The 14,499-nt window shown below is 71.0% G+C and carries 14 protein-coding genes; 9 read left to right on the top strand and 5 right to left on the bottom strand.

Annotation, left to right across the window (positions count from 1 at the left end; translation table 11 throughout):
* Window positions 1–85: 85 nt before the first annotated feature.
* The 4 genes from FBY35_RS15840 to FBY35_RS15825 all read left to right on the top strand — a co-directional run bounded on the left by FBY35_RS15840 (window position 86) and on the right by FBY35_RS15825 (window position 3,556).
* Window positions 86–802: an ABC transporter permease gene (locus FBY35_RS15840; RefSeq protein ID WP_142215095.1), complete on the top strand. Its 717-nt coding sequence runs from the start codon at window positions 86–88 to the stop codon at window positions 800–802.
* The gene (locus FBY35_RS15835) at window positions 802–1,470 is read left to right on the top strand and encodes an ABC transporter permease (protein WP_142214414.1); all 669 of its coding nucleotides are present in this window, start codon (window positions 802–804) and stop codon (window positions 1,468–1,470) included. The genes FBY35_RS15840 and FBY35_RS15835 overlap by 1 nt, the downstream gene beginning before the upstream one ends.
* A 24-nt stretch (window positions 1,471–1,494) precedes the next feature.
* A complete protein-coding gene (locus FBY35_RS15830) occupies window positions 1,495–2,466 on the top strand; it encodes an ABC transporter substrate-binding protein (RefSeq protein ID WP_142214413.1) in 972 nt (323 codons plus the stop codon).
* Between the two features lie 106 nt (window positions 2,467–2,572).
* Entirely contained in the window at window positions 2,573–3,556 is a 984-nt protein-coding gene (locus tag FBY35_RS15825) for a hypothetical protein (RefSeq protein ID WP_186356947.1), read from the top strand.
* 101 nt (window positions 3,557–3,657) lie between these two features.
* Here FBY35_RS15825 and FBY35_RS15820 read toward each other — a convergent pair whose 3' ends face one another.
* Together FBY35_RS15820 and FBY35_RS15815 are read right to left on the bottom strand one after the other, a co-directional pair.
* Window positions 3,658–4,800: an NADH-quinone oxidoreductase subunit D gene (locus tag FBY35_RS15820; RefSeq protein WP_142214411.1), complete on the bottom strand. Its 1,143-nt coding sequence runs from the start codon at window positions 4,798–4,800 to the stop codon at window positions 3,658–3,660.
* Window positions 4,801–4,853: 53 nt separating this feature from the next.
* Entirely contained in the window at window positions 4,854–5,822 is a 969-nt protein-coding gene (locus tag FBY35_RS15815) for an SAM-dependent methyltransferase (RefSeq protein WP_142215094.1), read from the bottom strand.
* A 99-nt stretch (window positions 5,823–5,921) separates the two neighbouring features.
* On the opposite strand from FBY35_RS15815, the gene FBY35_RS15810 reads away from it, so the two are divergent.
* Both FBY35_RS15810 and FBY35_RS15805 read left to right on the top strand, forming a co-directional pair.
* Window positions 5,922–7,121 (top strand): sensor histidine kinase, encoded by a 1,200-nt coding sequence (locus tag FBY35_RS15810; protein WP_142214410.1) that lies wholly within the window; start codon window positions 5,922–5,924, stop codon window positions 7,119–7,121.
* A 47-nt stretch (window positions 7,122–7,168) separates the two neighbouring features.
* Window positions 7,169–7,840: a response regulator transcription factor gene (locus FBY35_RS15805; protein ID WP_142214409.1), complete on the top strand. Its 672-nt coding sequence runs from the start codon at window positions 7,169–7,171 to the stop codon at window positions 7,838–7,840.
* A gap of 22 nt (window positions 7,841–7,862) precedes the next feature.
* On the opposite strand, the gene FBY35_RS15800 is transcribed toward FBY35_RS15805, so the two are convergent.
* The 3 genes from FBY35_RS15800 to FBY35_RS15790 form a co-directional block, all read right to left on the bottom strand.
* On the bottom strand, window positions 7,863–9,062 hold the full coding sequence (locus tag FBY35_RS15800) for a flotillin family protein (RefSeq protein WP_142214408.1): 1,200 nt from the start codon (window positions 9,060–9,062) through the stop codon (window positions 7,863–7,865).
* A gap of 11 nt (window positions 9,063–9,073) precedes the next feature.
* Window positions 9,074–9,325 carry a hypothetical protein gene (locus FBY35_RS15795; RefSeq protein WP_142214407.1) on the bottom strand — a complete coding sequence of 84 codons (252 nt, stop codon included), beginning with the start codon at window positions 9,323–9,325 and terminating at the stop codon, window positions 9,074–9,076.
* Window positions 9,326–9,508: 183 nt separating this feature from the next.
* Window positions 9,509–10,672, bottom strand: coding sequence for a low specificity L-threonine aldolase (locus FBY35_RS15790; RefSeq protein WP_142214406.1), 1,164 nt, complete (start codon window positions 10,670–10,672; stop codon window positions 9,509–9,511).
* Between the two features lie 139 nt (window positions 10,673–10,811).
* On the opposite strand from FBY35_RS15790, the gene FBY35_RS15785 reads away from it, so the two are divergent.
* The 3 genes from FBY35_RS15785 to FBY35_RS15775 are packed head-to-tail and all read left to right on the top strand — an operon-like array spanning window position 10,812 to window position 14,499.
* Window positions 10,812–11,732, top strand: a complete 921-nt coding sequence (locus tag FBY35_RS15785; protein WP_142214405.1) for a Rossmann-like and DUF2520 domain-containing protein — start codon at window positions 10,812–10,814, stop codon at window positions 11,730–11,732.
* Window positions 11,729–12,739 carry a pantoate--beta-alanine ligase gene (gene panC / locus FBY35_RS15780; protein WP_142214404.1) on the top strand — a complete coding sequence of 337 codons (1,011 nt, stop codon included), beginning with the start codon at window positions 11,729–11,731 and terminating at the stop codon, window positions 12,737–12,739. Before FBY35_RS15785 ends, panC begins: the two co-directional genes overlap by 4 nt.
* Window positions 12,736–14,499, top strand: coding sequence for an L-aspartate oxidase (locus FBY35_RS15775; protein ID WP_142214403.1), 1,764 nt, complete (start codon window positions 12,736–12,738; stop codon window positions 14,497–14,499). The genes panC and FBY35_RS15775 overlap by 4 nt, the downstream gene beginning before the upstream one ends.

Raw genomic sequence — 14,499 nt, 5'->3', positions numbered from 1 at the left:
CCTCGGCGATTGTCAGTGCTCGGGGATAGGGTCGCCAGACGTACGTTCGGTGCTGCTGGGGAGGTGGGTGTGCATGAGTTCGCAGGTGGCTGCCCAGAGCTGTCTGGCGGCCAATGACTGGATCTGCGGGGAGTATCTGCGCAGCCGCAGCCAGGAGTTGACCGACGCGACGATCCAGCACGTCTGGATCACCGCGGCGTCCGTCCTGATCGGCCTTGCCGTGGCCTTTCCGCTGGCTCTGCTGGCGCGCGCCGAACCGCGGTTCGCGGGCCCGGTCCTGGGGCTGACGACCCTGCTCTACACCATTCCGTCACTGGCGATGTTCTCGCTGCTGCTGCCCGTCTTCGGACTGTCTGCCGGGCTGGTTGTGACCGGTCTGGTGCTGTACTCGCTGACCATTCTCGTACGGAACATCATGGCGGGGCTCGACGCGGTGCCCGACGAGGCGAAGGAAGCCGCCCGCGGGATGGGGTACGGGCCGGGGCGACTGCTCTGGGAGGTCGAACTGCCCCTCGCGCTGCCCGCGTTGATGGCGGGCCTGCGCATAGCGACCGTCTCGACGATCGCGCTGACGACGGTCGGTGCGCTGGTCGGCAAGGGCGGTCTGGGCAATCTCATCGACGACGGCGTGCAGACCACCTTCAAGGCGCAGGTGCTGACCGCGTCCGTGCTCTGTGTGCTGCTCGCGGCCGTTGCTGATCTGCTGCTGCTCGGCCTGCAGCGGCTGTTCACCCCCTGGACCCGCATACGCACGGCGAAACCGGCCTCGGCGCCGGCGCCGAAGGTGAAGGTGGCGGTCTGATGGGTGTGCTCGCCGACGCCTGGACATGGCTGACCACCGGCTCCAACTGGTCGGGGGAGAGCGGTGCCTGGCGCCGGCTGGGCGAGCATGTGTATGTCAGCGGGGTGTCCCTGGCGCTGGCCTGCGCGATCGCCCTGCCGATCGCGCTGTGGCTCGGGCATCTCGGCAAGGGGGGCGCGCTCGCGGTCAATATCTCCAACGCGGGCCGGGCCATTCCGGTCTTCGCGGTCCTCGCCCTCTTCATGCTCACGCCGCTGCGCAGCGCCGGCTATCTGCCGACGATCATCGCTCTGGTGCTGTTCGCCCTGCCGCCGCTGCTGACCAATGCCTATGTGGGGATGCGGGAGGTGGACCGGGCGGTGGTCGAGGCCGCCCGGGGGATGGGCATGTCGGGCCCCCAGCTCTTCTTCCGGGTCGAACTGCCCCTCGCCTACCCCCTGCTCATGACCGGGCTCAGGTCGGCCGCCGTCCAGGTGGTGGCCACGGCCACGATTGCCTCGATGGTGGGCCAGGGCGGGCTGGGCCGGATCATCACCGCGGGCTTCAACACGTACAACACGCCGCAGGTCGTTGCGGGCGCACTCCTCGCGGCGCTGCTCGCGCTGCTCGTCGAGGGGGTGCTGGTCGCGGCCGACCGGCTGCTGAACCCCCTCCGTAAGACCGTGTGACACCACTTGGACGGAGAGAACCTGATGAGCAAGACCTCGCGCATCGCGGGAGCTGTACTCGGTGTGGTGGCCCTGACGGGTTCTCTCGCCGCATGCGGCGGCGACAGCCTGGAGAAGGCGAAGGACGGCCCGGCGTCGGGCGGCGGCTCGGACAAGAAGGGCTCCCTCGTCATCGGCGCCGCGTCCTTCACCGAGTCCAAGGTGCTCGCCGAGCTCTACGCACAGCTCCTGGGCGACGCCGGATACAAGACCTCGGTCACCACGGTGAAGAACCGTGAGCTGTACGAGCCGTCCCTGGAGAAGGGCGAGATAGACGTCGTACCGGAATACGCGGCGACGATCGCCGAATTCCTCAACGCGAAGGTGAACGGCCCGAAGGCGCCCGACGAGAAGCCGGTCGCGTCCGGCGATGTGACCGCCACCGTCGCGGCTCTCACCAAGCTTGCCGAGCCGCGCGGACTGAAGGTGCTGGCTGCCGGTGCGGCCGTCGACCAGAACGCCTTCGCGGTGAGCAAGGAATTCGCCGAGAAGAACAAGCTCAAGACGCTTTCCGACCTCGGGAAGTCGAAGCTCCAGGTGAAGATCGCGGCGGGCGACGAGTGCGAGGTGCGGCCCTTCTGTGCGCCGGGACTGAAGAAGACGTACGGCATTGATGTCACGGGCATCGACCCGAAGGGCGTGGGCACCCCCCAGTCGAAGCAGGCGGTCAAGGACGGCGCCGACCAGCTGGTGCTGACCACGACCACGGACGCCGTGCTGGACGGCCTGGTCTTCCTTGAGGACGACAAGAAGCTCCAGAACGCCGACAACGTTCTGCCGGTGGTCAATGCCAAGGAAGCGGATTCCCCGGAGATAGCCGCGGTACTCGACAAGCTCACCAAGGTGCTGACCACCGAGGATCTTGCCGAGCTGAACCGCAAGGTGGACGCGGAGCGCGCGAAGCCACAGGACGCGGCGAAGGCATATCTCGAGTCGAAGGGGCTGCTCAAGAAGTAGCGGGAAGCCGCCCGGGAAGGGGCAGCGGGGCGGCCCGGCGTTCTTGAACGAGAGATTTGCCGGGCCGACACCCCATTCGGCGTCTACGCAGGGTAAATTTCGGGCCATGCCACGTGGACGCCACCGCCATTCCCCGCCCCTTCACAGGCTGCTGCCGCCCTCGGCGGTCGCCGGAGCGTCGGTTATCTGTGCCGCCGGCGCGTGGTTTTTGACGGAGCCGGTCATGCTCCGCTCGCTGGTGACCGCGGCGACGGCCGCGGCCGTGACCGGCTCGGTCCTCATGCGCAGCTGGGACCGTTCCGCAGGTCGCCGCGTCGCGGAGCTCACCCGCGCACGCGCCAGCGACGCGTGGAAGACCGAGGAGCGCATAGCCGAACTCGAAACCGACATCGACGAATCGCGCGAGCTGCGCGCCAAGCTCGATGCGAAGCTGCGCGCCAAACGTGTCGAGCTGGCGGCGCTTCGCGGTGAGCACGCCGAGCTGCTGCGGCGTTATGCGACCGCCGAGACCGAGCGGGCCGGTGTCCTGGAGGACCGCCGTCAGCTCGCGCTGGAAGCGGCGTCCCCGGTCAAGGCGCTGCCCCCGGCGGGGACCACGCCCACCCCGGCGACCTATCTGCGGGCCAACAAGGCGTTGGACGAGCTGTCCCGCAACGCCGCCGCGCAAGAGGCGAAGAGGACCGTCGAAGAGGCCCGCGCCCGGGATCTGGCCGAGCGGTCCCGTGAGGCGGACGAACCGCAGGGGAAGCACGCGGCGGTCGCCGGGGAAGATCAGCACACCCGCCCGACGTCCGCCGTTCCCGCCCGTCGTCCCGTTCCCGCAGCCGCCGCGATCGTTCCGTACGGCCCGCAACCTCGCCCCAAGCGCCCCGAGAGCGGCTTCGACTTCTTCGGCACGGCCGAGGGGGCGGGTGCGCAGAAGGCCATCGAGGCCGTGCAGCACGAGGACCTCGCCGATGTGGTGGGCGAGGAGGCCCTGGCCGAGCAGCAGTCGACGGACTCCCGTGCGGTCGGCAAGGTCATCGACCTGACCGCGCACGACGAGACGGAGCAGTTCGACGTGGGCGAGCTGCGCAACGCGGTCAGCTGAGGCATTGCCCGACCGGTCGTGCCCCAGGGCCTGTCCGACCGGTCGTGCCCCAGGGCCTGTCCGGCCGGTCCTGCCAGGGGGCGCTCCCGCCGGGAGCGCCCCTACTTGTCGATGTCGCCGACGACGAAGAACAGCGATCCCAGGATCGCCACCATGTCGGCGACCAGCGTTCCCGGCAGCAGCACCGTCAGCGCCTGGATGTTGTTGTACGAAGCCGAGCGCAGCTTCAGCCGGTAGGGCGTCTTCTCGCCCTTGGAGACCAGGTAGTAGCCGTTGATCCCGAGAGGGTTCTCGGTCCAGGCGTAGGTGTGGCCCTCGGGGGCTTTCAGCACCTTCGGCAGCCGCTGGTTGATCGGGCCGGGCGGCAGGTCCGCGATCCGGTCCAGGCAGGCGTCCGCGAGTTCCAGCGCGTTGTGCGTCTGATCGAGCAGCACCTCGAAGCGGGCCAGACAGTCGCCCTCCGCGCGCGTGACGACCTTGAGGGTGTCCTGGAGTTCCCCGTACGCGAGGTACGGCTCGTCGCGCCGCAGATCGAAGTCGACACCGGACGCGCGGGCGATCGGGCCGCTCACTCCGAAGGCGTGCACCGCCTCGGCCGGGAGCACGCCCACGCCGCGGGTCCGGCCGCGGAAGATCTCGTTGCCGAGGACGAGGCGGTCGTACACGTCCATCCGCGAGCGGAGCTCGGCCACCGCGTGCCGGGCCCGGCCGAGCCAGCCGGCCGGGAGGTCCTCCTTGAGGCCGCCGACCCGGTTGAACATGTAGTGCATCCGGCCGCCGGAGACCTCCTCCATGACGTGCTGGAGATCTTCGCGTTCGCGGAAGGCGTGGAAGATCGGGGTGATTCCGCCCAGTTCGAGGGGGTACGACCCGAGGAACATCAGGTGGTTCAGTACCCGGTTGAGCTCGGCGAGGAGCGTACGGGTCCAGACCGCGCGCTCCGGGACCTCCATGCCGAGCATCCGCTCGACGGCCATGACGACGCCGAGTTCGTTGGAGAAGGCGGAGAGCCAGTCGTGGCGGTTGGCCAGCATGACGATCTGGCGGTAGTCGCGCGCCTCGAAGAGCTTCTCGGCGCCGCGGTGCATATAGCCGATGACCGGCTCGGCATGCTGGATGCGCTCGCCGTCCAGGACGAGGCGGAGGCGGAGGACGCCGTGGGTGGAGGGGTGCTGGGGGCCGATGTTGAGCACCATGTCGGTGCTCTCCGCCGCGCCGCCGATGCCGACCGTGGTCTCCGTCATGCGGCCAGTATCCCTTGTGCGGTCGGCGCCCAAGGCTCCGCCCCGGACCCCGGTCACCGGATGCGCTGCACCAGCCAGCCGAAGTCGCCGAGGCCGCCGCGGGCCGTCAGTTCGGCCGCCTCGCTCGCCGAGGCCAGCGCGCGGACGTAGGCCGTCGGGTCGGACGACGCCAGGGACAGCGGCGGGCGTTCGCCGGTGAGGCCCAGGTCGCGCAGGGCCTCCCGCTGGGTGCGCAGTTCCGCTCCGGGCAGCGCGCAGGCGTCCAGGGCCACATGCGCCGTGATGTCGCAGCTGCCGTCCGGGACCGGGCGCACCTCGCGGCCCGCGCGGAAGCCCGTCAGCGTGCCGAACGGCGGACGGGAACGCGCCGTGTGCGCGTAGTCGACCGCCACGGCGAGACCCGCCCGCAGCGTGCCCACCGCCGATGCCCACGCCTCGTCGCGCGGGCGCCCGATCTCCGCCCGTGTTCCGGGCTCGGTCAGCGGCCACCAGCGCGCCAGCCACCTCGCGTCCGCGCCGTCGACCGGAGAGCCGAGGCGCTCGGTGCCGTCCGGGCGTACGAGGACATAGCGCGCCACCCCGTTCGGGTCGGCCTCGGCGACGTCCACCGGGACGTTGTCCAGCCATTCGTTCGCGAACAGAAGTCCGCTCACGCCTGAGGGCGGCTCGGCGCACCACTCGATGCGCGGGTCCAGACCGGCGGGCCGGGGAGCCTGTTCGACCGCGTAGGCACGGACGGGGAAGCCGGAGGGGAGCGCGGCCAGTACGCCCGTGAGGAGTTCACCGCGACCCGCGCCGACGTCGACGAGTGCCATGTCGTCCACGCCGGGGCCGTCGAGTCCGAGCGAGGTCAGCAGACGGGCGACTGCCGAGGCGAACAGGGGCGAGGCGTGCACGGACGTACGGAAGTGCCCGGCAGGTCCCTCGGGCTGCAGATAGAAGCCGCCGGGACCGTACAGCGCGGCCTGGGCGGCTTCCTGCCAGCCCCGCCATTGACGCGTCACTTCCGTCACATCATCCATCACGCGCACAAGTCTCCACCTTGGGGAGTACGCCTCCGCCGCCCGGATCGCTCCTCCGGTTGACCCCTGCACCTATCCGCTTTCCCTACTCTGGGTTACGTGCAGCGCCTCTACGACTTCATCCGCAGACACCCGACGGGCGTCGACACCTTCTGGGCTGTCGTGCTCTTCGGGTTCTCCATGCTGTGGGTGATCGACGTGCCGGTCGGGGTCGAGACCCAGTGGTCGGCCGGATTCATCGTTCTCCTGCTGAGCGTGGTGGTGGCGCTGCGCCGCCGGATGCCGGAGAAGATGCTGATCCTCGCCGCGCTCCTCGGAGCCGCCCAGCTCGCGCTCGACGTCGAGGTCAATCCGGGCGACTTCGCGATGCTCGTGATCATCTACACCGTCGCCGCGCATGACGGGCCGCGCTGGACGTCCCGTCTCGCGCTGGCCGGAGGACTGTCCGCGGCCACCCTGGCGCAGCTGCGCTGGCCGGAGGAGGGCGGCGGCGTCGGCAGCAGGATCTTCGTCACGATCGTCATGAGCGTGCCCTTCGCCCTCGCCTGGGTGCTCGGCGACTCGATACGCACCCGGCGGGCGTACTTCGCCCAGCTCGAAGAGCGTGCCACCCGGCTGGAGAAGGAGCGCGAGGCGCAGGCGAAGGTCGCCGTCGCGGCGGAACGGGCGCGGATCGCCCGCGAACTGCACGACGTCGTCGCGCACAACGTCTCGGTGATGGTTGTGCAGGCCGACGGGGCCGCATATGTGCTGGACGCCGCCCCCGACCAGGCCAAGCAGGCGCTGGAGACCATCTCCAGCACCGGTCGCCAGGCGCTGGCGGAGATGCGCAGACTGCTCGGCGTCCTGCGCACCGGCGACGCCCCCGAGAGCGGTGAGTACGTCCCGCAGCCCGATGTGCAGCAGATCGAGGACCTGGTCGAGCAGGTGCGCCGCGCGGGCCTGACGGTGAACTTCAAGATCGAGGGCACCCCGCGGTCACTGCCGAGCGGCGTCGAGCTCACCGCCTACCGCATCGTCCAGGAGGCGCTGACCAACACCCGCAAGCACGGCGGCCCCGAAGCCGGTGCGAGTGTGCGGCTGGTGTACTTCGACGACGGCCTCGGCCTGCTGGTCGAGGACGACGGCCGCGGTTCGGCGCACGAGCTGTACGAGGACGGCGGGGCCGACGGTAAAGGCCATGGTCTGATCGGCATGCGTGAGCGCGTCGGTATGGTCGGCGGCACGCTCGACGCGGGGCCGCGGCCCGGCGGCGGCTTCCGGATCAGCGCACTGCTTCCCCTCAAGCCCGCCCACTAGGCAGGGCCCGCCCGACCCGCCCACTAGAGACCGAGGAACCGACTGACATGTCCATCCGCGTGATGCTCGTCGACGATCAGGTGCTGCTGCGCACCGGATTCCGTATGGTGCTCGCCGCCCAGCCGGACATGGAGGTCGTCGCGGAGGCGGGCGACGGAGCGGAGGCGATCGAGAACCTCCGCTCCACGGCCGTGGACGTGGTGCTGATGGACGTACGCATGCCGAGGCTGGACGGAGTCGAGGCGACCCGCCGCATCTGTGCCGAGCCCGACGCGCCCAAGGTACTGATCCTGACCACCTTCGACCTGGACGAGTACGCGTTCTCCGGGCTGAAGGCGGGCGCCAGCGGCTTCATGCTCAAGGACGTGCCGCCCGCCGAACTGCTCGGCGCGATCCGCTCAGTGCACAGCGGCGACGCGGTGGTCGCGCCGTCCACGACCCGCCGGCTCCTCGACCGCTTCTCGCCGATGCTGCCGAGCAGCGTGAACGAGCCACAGCACAAGGAGCTGGAGCGGCTCACCGAGCGCGAGCGCGAGGTGATGATGCTTGTCGCCCAGGGCTTGTCGAACGGCGAGATCGCCGCGCGTCTGGTGCTGTCCGAAGCGACGGTCAAGACCCATGTGGGCCGCATCCTCACCAAGTTGGGCCTGCGGGACCGGGTCCAGGTGGTGGTGCTGGCGTACGAGAGCGGCCTGGTGCGGGCGGGCGGCGGACACTGACGCGAAGCTGGCCCGACAGGAGCTAGTCGATGACGACAGGGCCGTCCGTCGGCTTGCCCGGGCCGTCCTGCTTCTCCAGGCCCTTTTCGGCCAGGCGCCCCACCAGACCGAGCGGGCCTTCGCCCTTCTCCGGGCGGTGGTCGGAACCGCTCAGGTTCTTCCTGACCGAGTCCAGGATGGTCAGCCCCTGGCCCACCAGACCCGCAGCGATCTCTCCGAGGCCGTCGGCGCCGTTGAGCACATTGACATTGGCGCCCGCGAGGCCGCCCGCCGCCTCCTTCACGATCAAAGGCAGCTGGTCGATCAGCATCCGGTCCAGCGCCACCCGGTCGTACGAGGCGGCGGCCGCGGCCTGGATCTTCATCCGCTCCGCTTCGGCCACTGCCAGCACTCGGATCCGTTCGGCCTCGGCCTCGGCCGGCTTGACGATCTCGGCCATCAGTTCCTGCTGGCGGAGCTTGGCAGCGCGCTGGGCCAGCTCGGTCTGCGCGGCGAGCACCTCCTGCTGCGCGTGCGCCTTCGCCAGGGGCCCGGCCTGAGCCGCCTTGGCCTGTGCGCGTTCCACCTCCGCGGAGTACTCCGCCTTCACCACCGCGGTCTGCCGGGCGTACTCGGCCTGGTTCCGCGCGGCCACCTGCTCCGCCTCGACCGCCGCCTGGGTGGCCTGGGCCTGGGCGATCTGGGCCTGCCGCTGGATGGCCGCCTTGTGCGGGGCCGACATCGCGTCGATGTAGCCGGTGTCGCCGTCGTCGATCGACTGGATCTGCAGTGAGTCCACGATCAGGCCGATCTTGGCCATCTCGGTCTTCGAGGTGTCCAGGACCTCGGCCGCGAGCTTCTGCCGCTCGGTGACGATCTCCTCGACCGTCATCGAGCCGATGATGGCCCGCAGATGGCCGGCGAAGATCCGCCCGGTCAGCACCGACATCTGGTCCTGGTCGGAGAGGAATCGCTGGCCGGCGTTGATGATGCTCTCGTGGTCGTTGCCGACCTTGAAAGCGATCACGGCACGGACGTGAAGTGCGATGCCCTGCCGGGTGACACAGGTCTCGGTGACTTCGGACTCGCACATCGACAGGGTGAGGAAGCGCGTCTTGCGGAAGACCGGGAGTACGAACTTGCCGTGGCCCGTCACCACACGGAACGGCGCACCCCCAAGACCGCGCCTGCCTCCCGAGATCAGCATCGCCTCGTCGGGAGCGGGAACCCGGTAACCGAACATCCTTCGTCTCCTTAACCGGCGCCGACGGCGTCGCCGCCCAGCGCATCCAACGGATCGGCCCACTCGATGACGTCCACCTGGCGATGGCCGCGGGATCCGATCACAAGCACGGTCGCGCCTCTGGGCAGAGGCTCTTCCGACCAGGCGACGAATGTCTCCGATCCGCCTCTGACCCGCACCAGGATCTCGCCGGGACCGCCCGGTCCGCGTGTGCCGATGAGCAGCTCTCCGGGACAGCCGATCACGGCGTCGTCCTGTGCCACTGGCGGCCGCCTCCCTCGTTCTGTTCCCATTTCAGACCTTAGACCCGCCGGGATCGGCGGGACATCCTCGGGGTGCCGAACAACCGCTCCGCGGCCTGCGGTCGGCGGCGCCCTTCGGGCGGGCGGTGAACGTCGGCAACGCAGGTGAGGGGGACCGGAGTTCAGCCCGTCCTTCGATGGAGGTCAGAGGGCGGGGTGGGCGGGCTGTCCCAGCCGCCGCACAAACTCCTCCACCGCCTCCCGCACGTCCTGTCCCGTCCACTCAAGCCCCTTTGCCCCCACCGTCACCTCTGTGACCGCGATCCCGGGCGGGCACCCCTCCGTGAACCAGCGGCGGAACAGCGTCACGCCCGTTTCCTCCGCCTGGGTCAGCGACGCCTCGTTCAGCGCCTCCTCGTCGCCGGCCAGCCAGACCTGGAACTGGTGGGTGTGCGGCTCGCCGGGGTGGACCCGGAACCACGGCACCGACGCGGCCTCCAGACCCTCCGCCAGTGCCGCCGCGACGACCTTCGCGTGGGCGACGTACGACGGCAGCCGGGGCAGCTCGCGCTCCAGTCCGAGCAGTGCCGACAGCGCCGCCGGGTACTGCTGGAAGAGCATGCCGCCGTATCGGTGCCGCCAGGCGCGGGCCTCGTCCATCAGGTCCGTGGGCCCCGCCAGTGCCGCGCCCGAGAGCGCGTCGAGCGACTTGTAGAACGACACGTACACGCTGTCCGCGAGCGAGGCGATCTCCTCCAGCGGGCGGCCGAAGTGCGAGACGCACTCCCACAGACGCGCGCCGTCGAAGTGGACCACGGCGTCGCGGGAGCGCGCCGCCTCGACCACGGCCACCAGTTCGTCCCACGTCGGCAGCACGAAACCCGCGTCGCGCAGCGGCAGTTCGAGCATCAGCGCCCCGAAGGGCTCCTCGAATTCCCGTACGTCGTCCTCGGTGGGCAGTCGCGGTTCACTCGTCGGGTGGACAGTGCGCAGCCCGCTCAGCGCCCCGAACGCGCCCCGCTCGTGCACTTGTGGATGTGCCATCGGATGCAGCGCGACCGTCGTGTTCCCGGTACGTCCCGCCCAGCAGCGCAGCGCCACCTGCTGTGCCATCGTCCCGGTCGGGAAGTAGACCGCCGCCGGGAAGCCGAGCAGTCCGGCCACCCGCTGCTCCAGTTCGGCGACGACCCCGTTTCCGTAGATGTCGGTCCATTCGTCCAGGTCGTAGACCGATCGCGCGTCCGCCGCCAGCACCGACAACCGCTCCCCGACGCTGTGGTCGGCGGAGCCCCGCCACAGCACCCGGTCACAGGCCCGCCATGCCCTGAGCCTCCGCCGGCGCTGGTCCTGCTCGCTCTGCTCAGTCATCCACAGATCATCGCGCACGCTCCGCTCTCGCGGATCACCCACAGCCTGTGGACAACTTCAAGAGAGGGACAGGCGCTGGCGTAGCATGACGAGAAATCGTCCGGTACCCCCCGCGGACTGGAACGGAAGGCCCCGCCGCGTGAATGCCACAGCACCACAGGAACCGCTCGACCCGCGGGACCGTCCCGCCCGCCTGAGCGTCGGCGTTGTCGGAGCGGGCCGTGTCGGTCCCGCTCTCGCGGCGTCGCTGCAGCTTGCGGGACACCGTCCGGTGGCGGTCTCCGGAGTCTCCGAAGCGTCGGTGAGGCGGGCGGCCGCTCTGCTCCCCGACGTTCCCCTGGTGACACCCGCCGATGTACTGGCCCTCGCCGACCTGGTGCTGCTGACCGTCCCGGACGACGCCCTGCCCGCGCTCGTCGAAGGACTCGTCGAGACCGGCGCGGTCCGCCCGGGCCAGCTGCTGGTGCACACCTCGGGGCGTTACGGCACGAGGGTGCTGGACCCCGCCAGGCGGGCCGGTGGGCTGCCGCTCGCGCTGCACCCCGCGATGACGTTCACGGGGACGAGCGTGGACGTCCAGCGGCTGGCCGGCTGCTCGTTCGGCGTGACCGCCCCCGACGAACTGCGGCTGGCCGCCGAGGCGCTCGTCATCGAGATGGGCGGCGAGCCCGAGTGGATCGAGGAGGGGAACCGCCCGCTCTACCACGCGGCCCTCGCGCTGGGCGCGAACCACCTGGTGACCCTGGTCGCCCAGTCGATGGAACTGCTGCGCAAGGCCGGAGTCACGGCTCCCGACCGGATGCTCGGCCCGCTCCTCGGCGCCGCCCTGGACAACGCCCTGCGCTCCGGTGACGCGGCCCTGACCGGACCCGTCGCCCGCGGCGACGCGGGCACCGTCGCCGCCCATGTCGCGGAGCTGCGCAAGCACGCCCCCGGAAGCGTCGCCGGATATCTGGCGATGGCCCGCACCACCGCCGACCGCGCCCTCGCGCACGGTCTGCTCAAGCCGGAGCTCGCGGAGGACCTGCTGGGCGTGCTTGCGGAGGATGACCAGCGATGAGTCATGGTTTCGCACTCGTTCCGGCCGTGGACGAACTGAACAGCGTCCTCGGCCGGCGCGCCGTCCCCGGCCGCACCGCCGTCGTGATGACCATGGGCGCGCTCCACGAGGGCCACGCCACCCTCATCCGCACGGCCCGCGCGCACGTGAGCCCGGAGGGTTTCGTCATCGTCACCGTCTTCGTCAACCCGCTGCAGTTCGGCGCGGGAGAGGACCTCGACAGATACCCGCGTACCCTCGACGCCGACCTGAAGACGGCCGAAGCAGCAGGCGCGGACGTTGTGTTCGCCCCCTCGGCCGACGAGGTCTACCCCGGTGGCAGGCCACAGGTCACCATCGCCGCGGGCCCGATGGGGGAACGGCTCGAAGGGGCCTCGCGCCCCGGCCACTTCGACGGCATGCTCACCGTCGTCGCCAAGCTGCTCAACCTCACCCGCCCCGATGCCGCCTTCTTCGGACAGAAGGACGCGCAGCAACTGGCCCTGATCCGCCGGATGGCGCGCGATCTGAACTTCCCGGTCGAGATCGTCGGCGTACCGACCGTGCGAGAGCCGGACGGACTCGCCCTGTCCAGCCGCAACCGCTACCTCTCCGCCGAGGAGCGCCGCACCGCACTCGCCCTGTCGGGGGCGCTGTTCGCGGCCCGTGACCGGCTCACCGCCCAGCAGGCGCTGCGCGCGCGTGCCCGGTCCCAGCCCGCGTCGCAGTCCCGGGCCGCCGCGCTGTCCAAGCTGGGCGAGGCCCGGGCCGCGGCGGACGCGCATGCGGTGGCGCAGGCGGGACCTGGCGGCGCCGATGCCGTACGGGCCGCCGCCCGCGCCGTCCTCGACGAGGCGGCCAGGGCCAGGCCCCCGCTCGTACTGGACTATCTGGCCCTCATCGACCCGGCCGACTTCACCGACGTCCCCGACGACCACACCGGCGACGCCGTCATGGCCGTCGCCGCCCGGGTCGGCACCACACGGCTGATCGACAACATTCCCCTGACCTTCGGAGCCCCCGCATGACCGGAATACGGCTGAACGCTCCCGCCCCCGGATGGGCCATCGACGCGGACGTCGTCGTGGTCGGCTCCGGCGTCGCAGGCCTGACCGCGGCGCTGCGCTGCGCCGCCGAGGGGCTGAGCACGGTCGTGGTCACCAAGGCCCGCCTGGACGACGGCTCCACGCGCTGGGCCCAGGGCGGGATCGCGGCCGCGCTCGGCGAGGGGGACACCCCCGAGCAGCATCTGGACGACACCCTCGTCGCGGGGGCGGGACTGTGCGACGAGCAGGCGGTACGCACCCTGGTCACCGAGGGGCCGGGCGCCGTACGCCGCCTGATCGCCACCGGCGCGCACTTCGACACCTCCGACGCCGGCGAGATAGAGCTCACGCGCGAGGGCGGCCACCACAGGCGCCGTATCGCTCACGCGGGCGGCGACGCGACCGGCGCCGAGATCTCCCGGGCGCTGGTCGAGGCGGTGCGCGACGCGGGCCTGCGGACGATCGAGAACGCCCTCGTGCTTGACCTGCTGACGGACGCCGGGGGCCGTACGGCCGGTATCACCCTGCATGTCATGGGCGAGGGTCAGCACGACGGCGTCGGCGCGGTCCACGCCCCCACGGTCGTCCTGGCCACCGGTGGCATGGGCCAAGTCTTCTCCGCCACCACCAACCCCGCGGTCTCCACCGGAGACGGCGTGGCGCTCGCGCTGCGCGCCGGGGCCGAGGTCAGCGACCTGGAATTCGTGCAGTTCCACCCCACGGTGCTCTTCCTCGGCACGGACTCCGAGGGCCAGCAGCCGCTGGTCTCCGAGGCGGTACGGGGCGAGGGCGCCCATCTCGTCGACGCGTCCGGGACCCGCTTCATGCTCGGACAGCACGAACTGGCCGAACTCGCGCCCCGCGACATCGTCGCCAAGGGCATCATGCGCCGGATGCAGGAGCAGGGCGCCGACCACATGTATCTCGACGCCCGCCACTTCGGCGCCGAGATGTGGGCCGCCCGCTTCCCCACGATCCTCGCCGCCTGCCGCGCCCACGGCATCGACCCCGTCACCGAGCCGATCCCGGTGGCCCCAGCCGCGCACTACGCCTCCGGCGGCGTCCGCACGGACCTGCACGGCCGCACCACGGTCCCGGGCCTGTACGCCTGCGGCGAGGTGGCCTGCACGGGCGTCCACGGTGCGAACCGGCTGGCGTCCAACTCCCTGTTGGAGGGCCTGGTCTTCGCCGAGCGCATCGCCGCCGACATCGCCTCCCGGGCCCCGCTGCGGGCCGGTGCACCGGCCGCGCCGGTGGCCCCCTCCGTACTGCCGCTCATCGCCCCCGAGGCGCGGGCCGAGATCCAGCGGATCATGTCGCACGGCGCGGGCGTGCTCCGCTCGGCCGAAAGCCTCACCGCTGCCGCCGCCGCGCTCGACGCCGTCCACCGCGACGCGGTCGAGGGCCGAGGCGGCTCCGCCGCCAAGACGGCCGAGCCCGGCGTCGAGACCTGGGAGACGTCGAACCTTCTGTGCGTGGCCCGCGTGCTGACCACCGCCGCGCTGCGCCGCGAGGAGACCCGCGGCTGCCACTGGCGCGAGGACCGTCCCGAGCGCGACGACGTCCAGTGGCGCCGCCACCTCGTCGTACGCCTCGCCCCCGACCTCCCGCCCGTCGCCTCCCTCGGCCCTGCAGAGGAGACGCTTCGCGTCGCACCTCCCCTTTTCGACGTCAGCCGCACCGAGAACACCGCATTCGCCCCGACCGACCCCGCCGTACCCGTCGCCCCCAGGGAGCCGTAA

Origin of the sequence: Streptomyces sp. SLBN-118 (assembly GCF_006715635.1) — a bacterium.
In the GTDB taxonomy this organism is placed as follows: domain Bacteria; phylum Actinomycetota; class Actinomycetes; order Streptomycetales; family Streptomycetaceae; genus Streptomyces.
Note: the sequence above shows the minus strand (reverse complement) of the source record. Positions and strands in the feature narration are given on the sequence as shown.

Excerpts from the sequence above, each read along its gene's own strand:
- FBY35_RS15830 (WP_142214413.1), top strand. The coding sequence starts at position 1,495 with ATGAGCAAGACCTCGCGCATCGCGGGAGCTGTACTCGGTGTGGTGGCC.
- FBY35_RS15790 (WP_142214406.1), bottom strand. The coding sequence starts at position 10,672 with ATGACTGAGCAGAGCGAGCAGGACCAGCGCCGGCGGAGGCTCAGGGCA.
- FBY35_RS15835 (WP_142214414.1), top strand. The coding sequence starts at position 802 with ATGGGTGTGCTCGCCGACGCCTGGACATGGCTGACCACCGGCTCCAAC.
- FBY35_RS15815 (WP_142215094.1), bottom strand. The coding sequence starts at position 5,822 with ATGGATGATGTGACGGAAGTGACGCGTCAATGGCGGGGCTGGCAGGAA.
- FBY35_RS15820 (WP_142214411.1), bottom strand. The coding sequence starts at position 4,800 with ATGACGGAGACCACGGTCGGCATCGGCGGCGCGGCGGAGAGCACCGAC.
- FBY35_RS15800 (WP_142214408.1), bottom strand. The coding sequence starts at position 9,062 with ATGTTCGGTTACCGGGTTCCCGCTCCCGACGAGGCGATGCTGATCTCG.
- panC (WP_142214404.1), top strand. The coding sequence starts at position 11,729 with ATGAGTCATGGTTTCGCACTCGTTCCGGCCGTGGACGAACTGAACAGC.
- FBY35_RS15775 (WP_142214403.1), top strand. The coding sequence starts at position 12,736 with ATGACCGGAATACGGCTGAACGCTCCCGCCCCCGGATGGGCCATCGAC.
- FBY35_RS15805 (WP_142214409.1), top strand. The coding sequence starts at position 7,169 with ATGTCCATCCGCGTGATGCTCGTCGACGATCAGGTGCTGCTGCGCACC.
- FBY35_RS15825 (WP_186356947.1), top strand. The coding sequence starts at position 2,573 with ATGCCACGTGGACGCCACCGCCATTCCCCGCCCCTTCACAGGCTGCTG.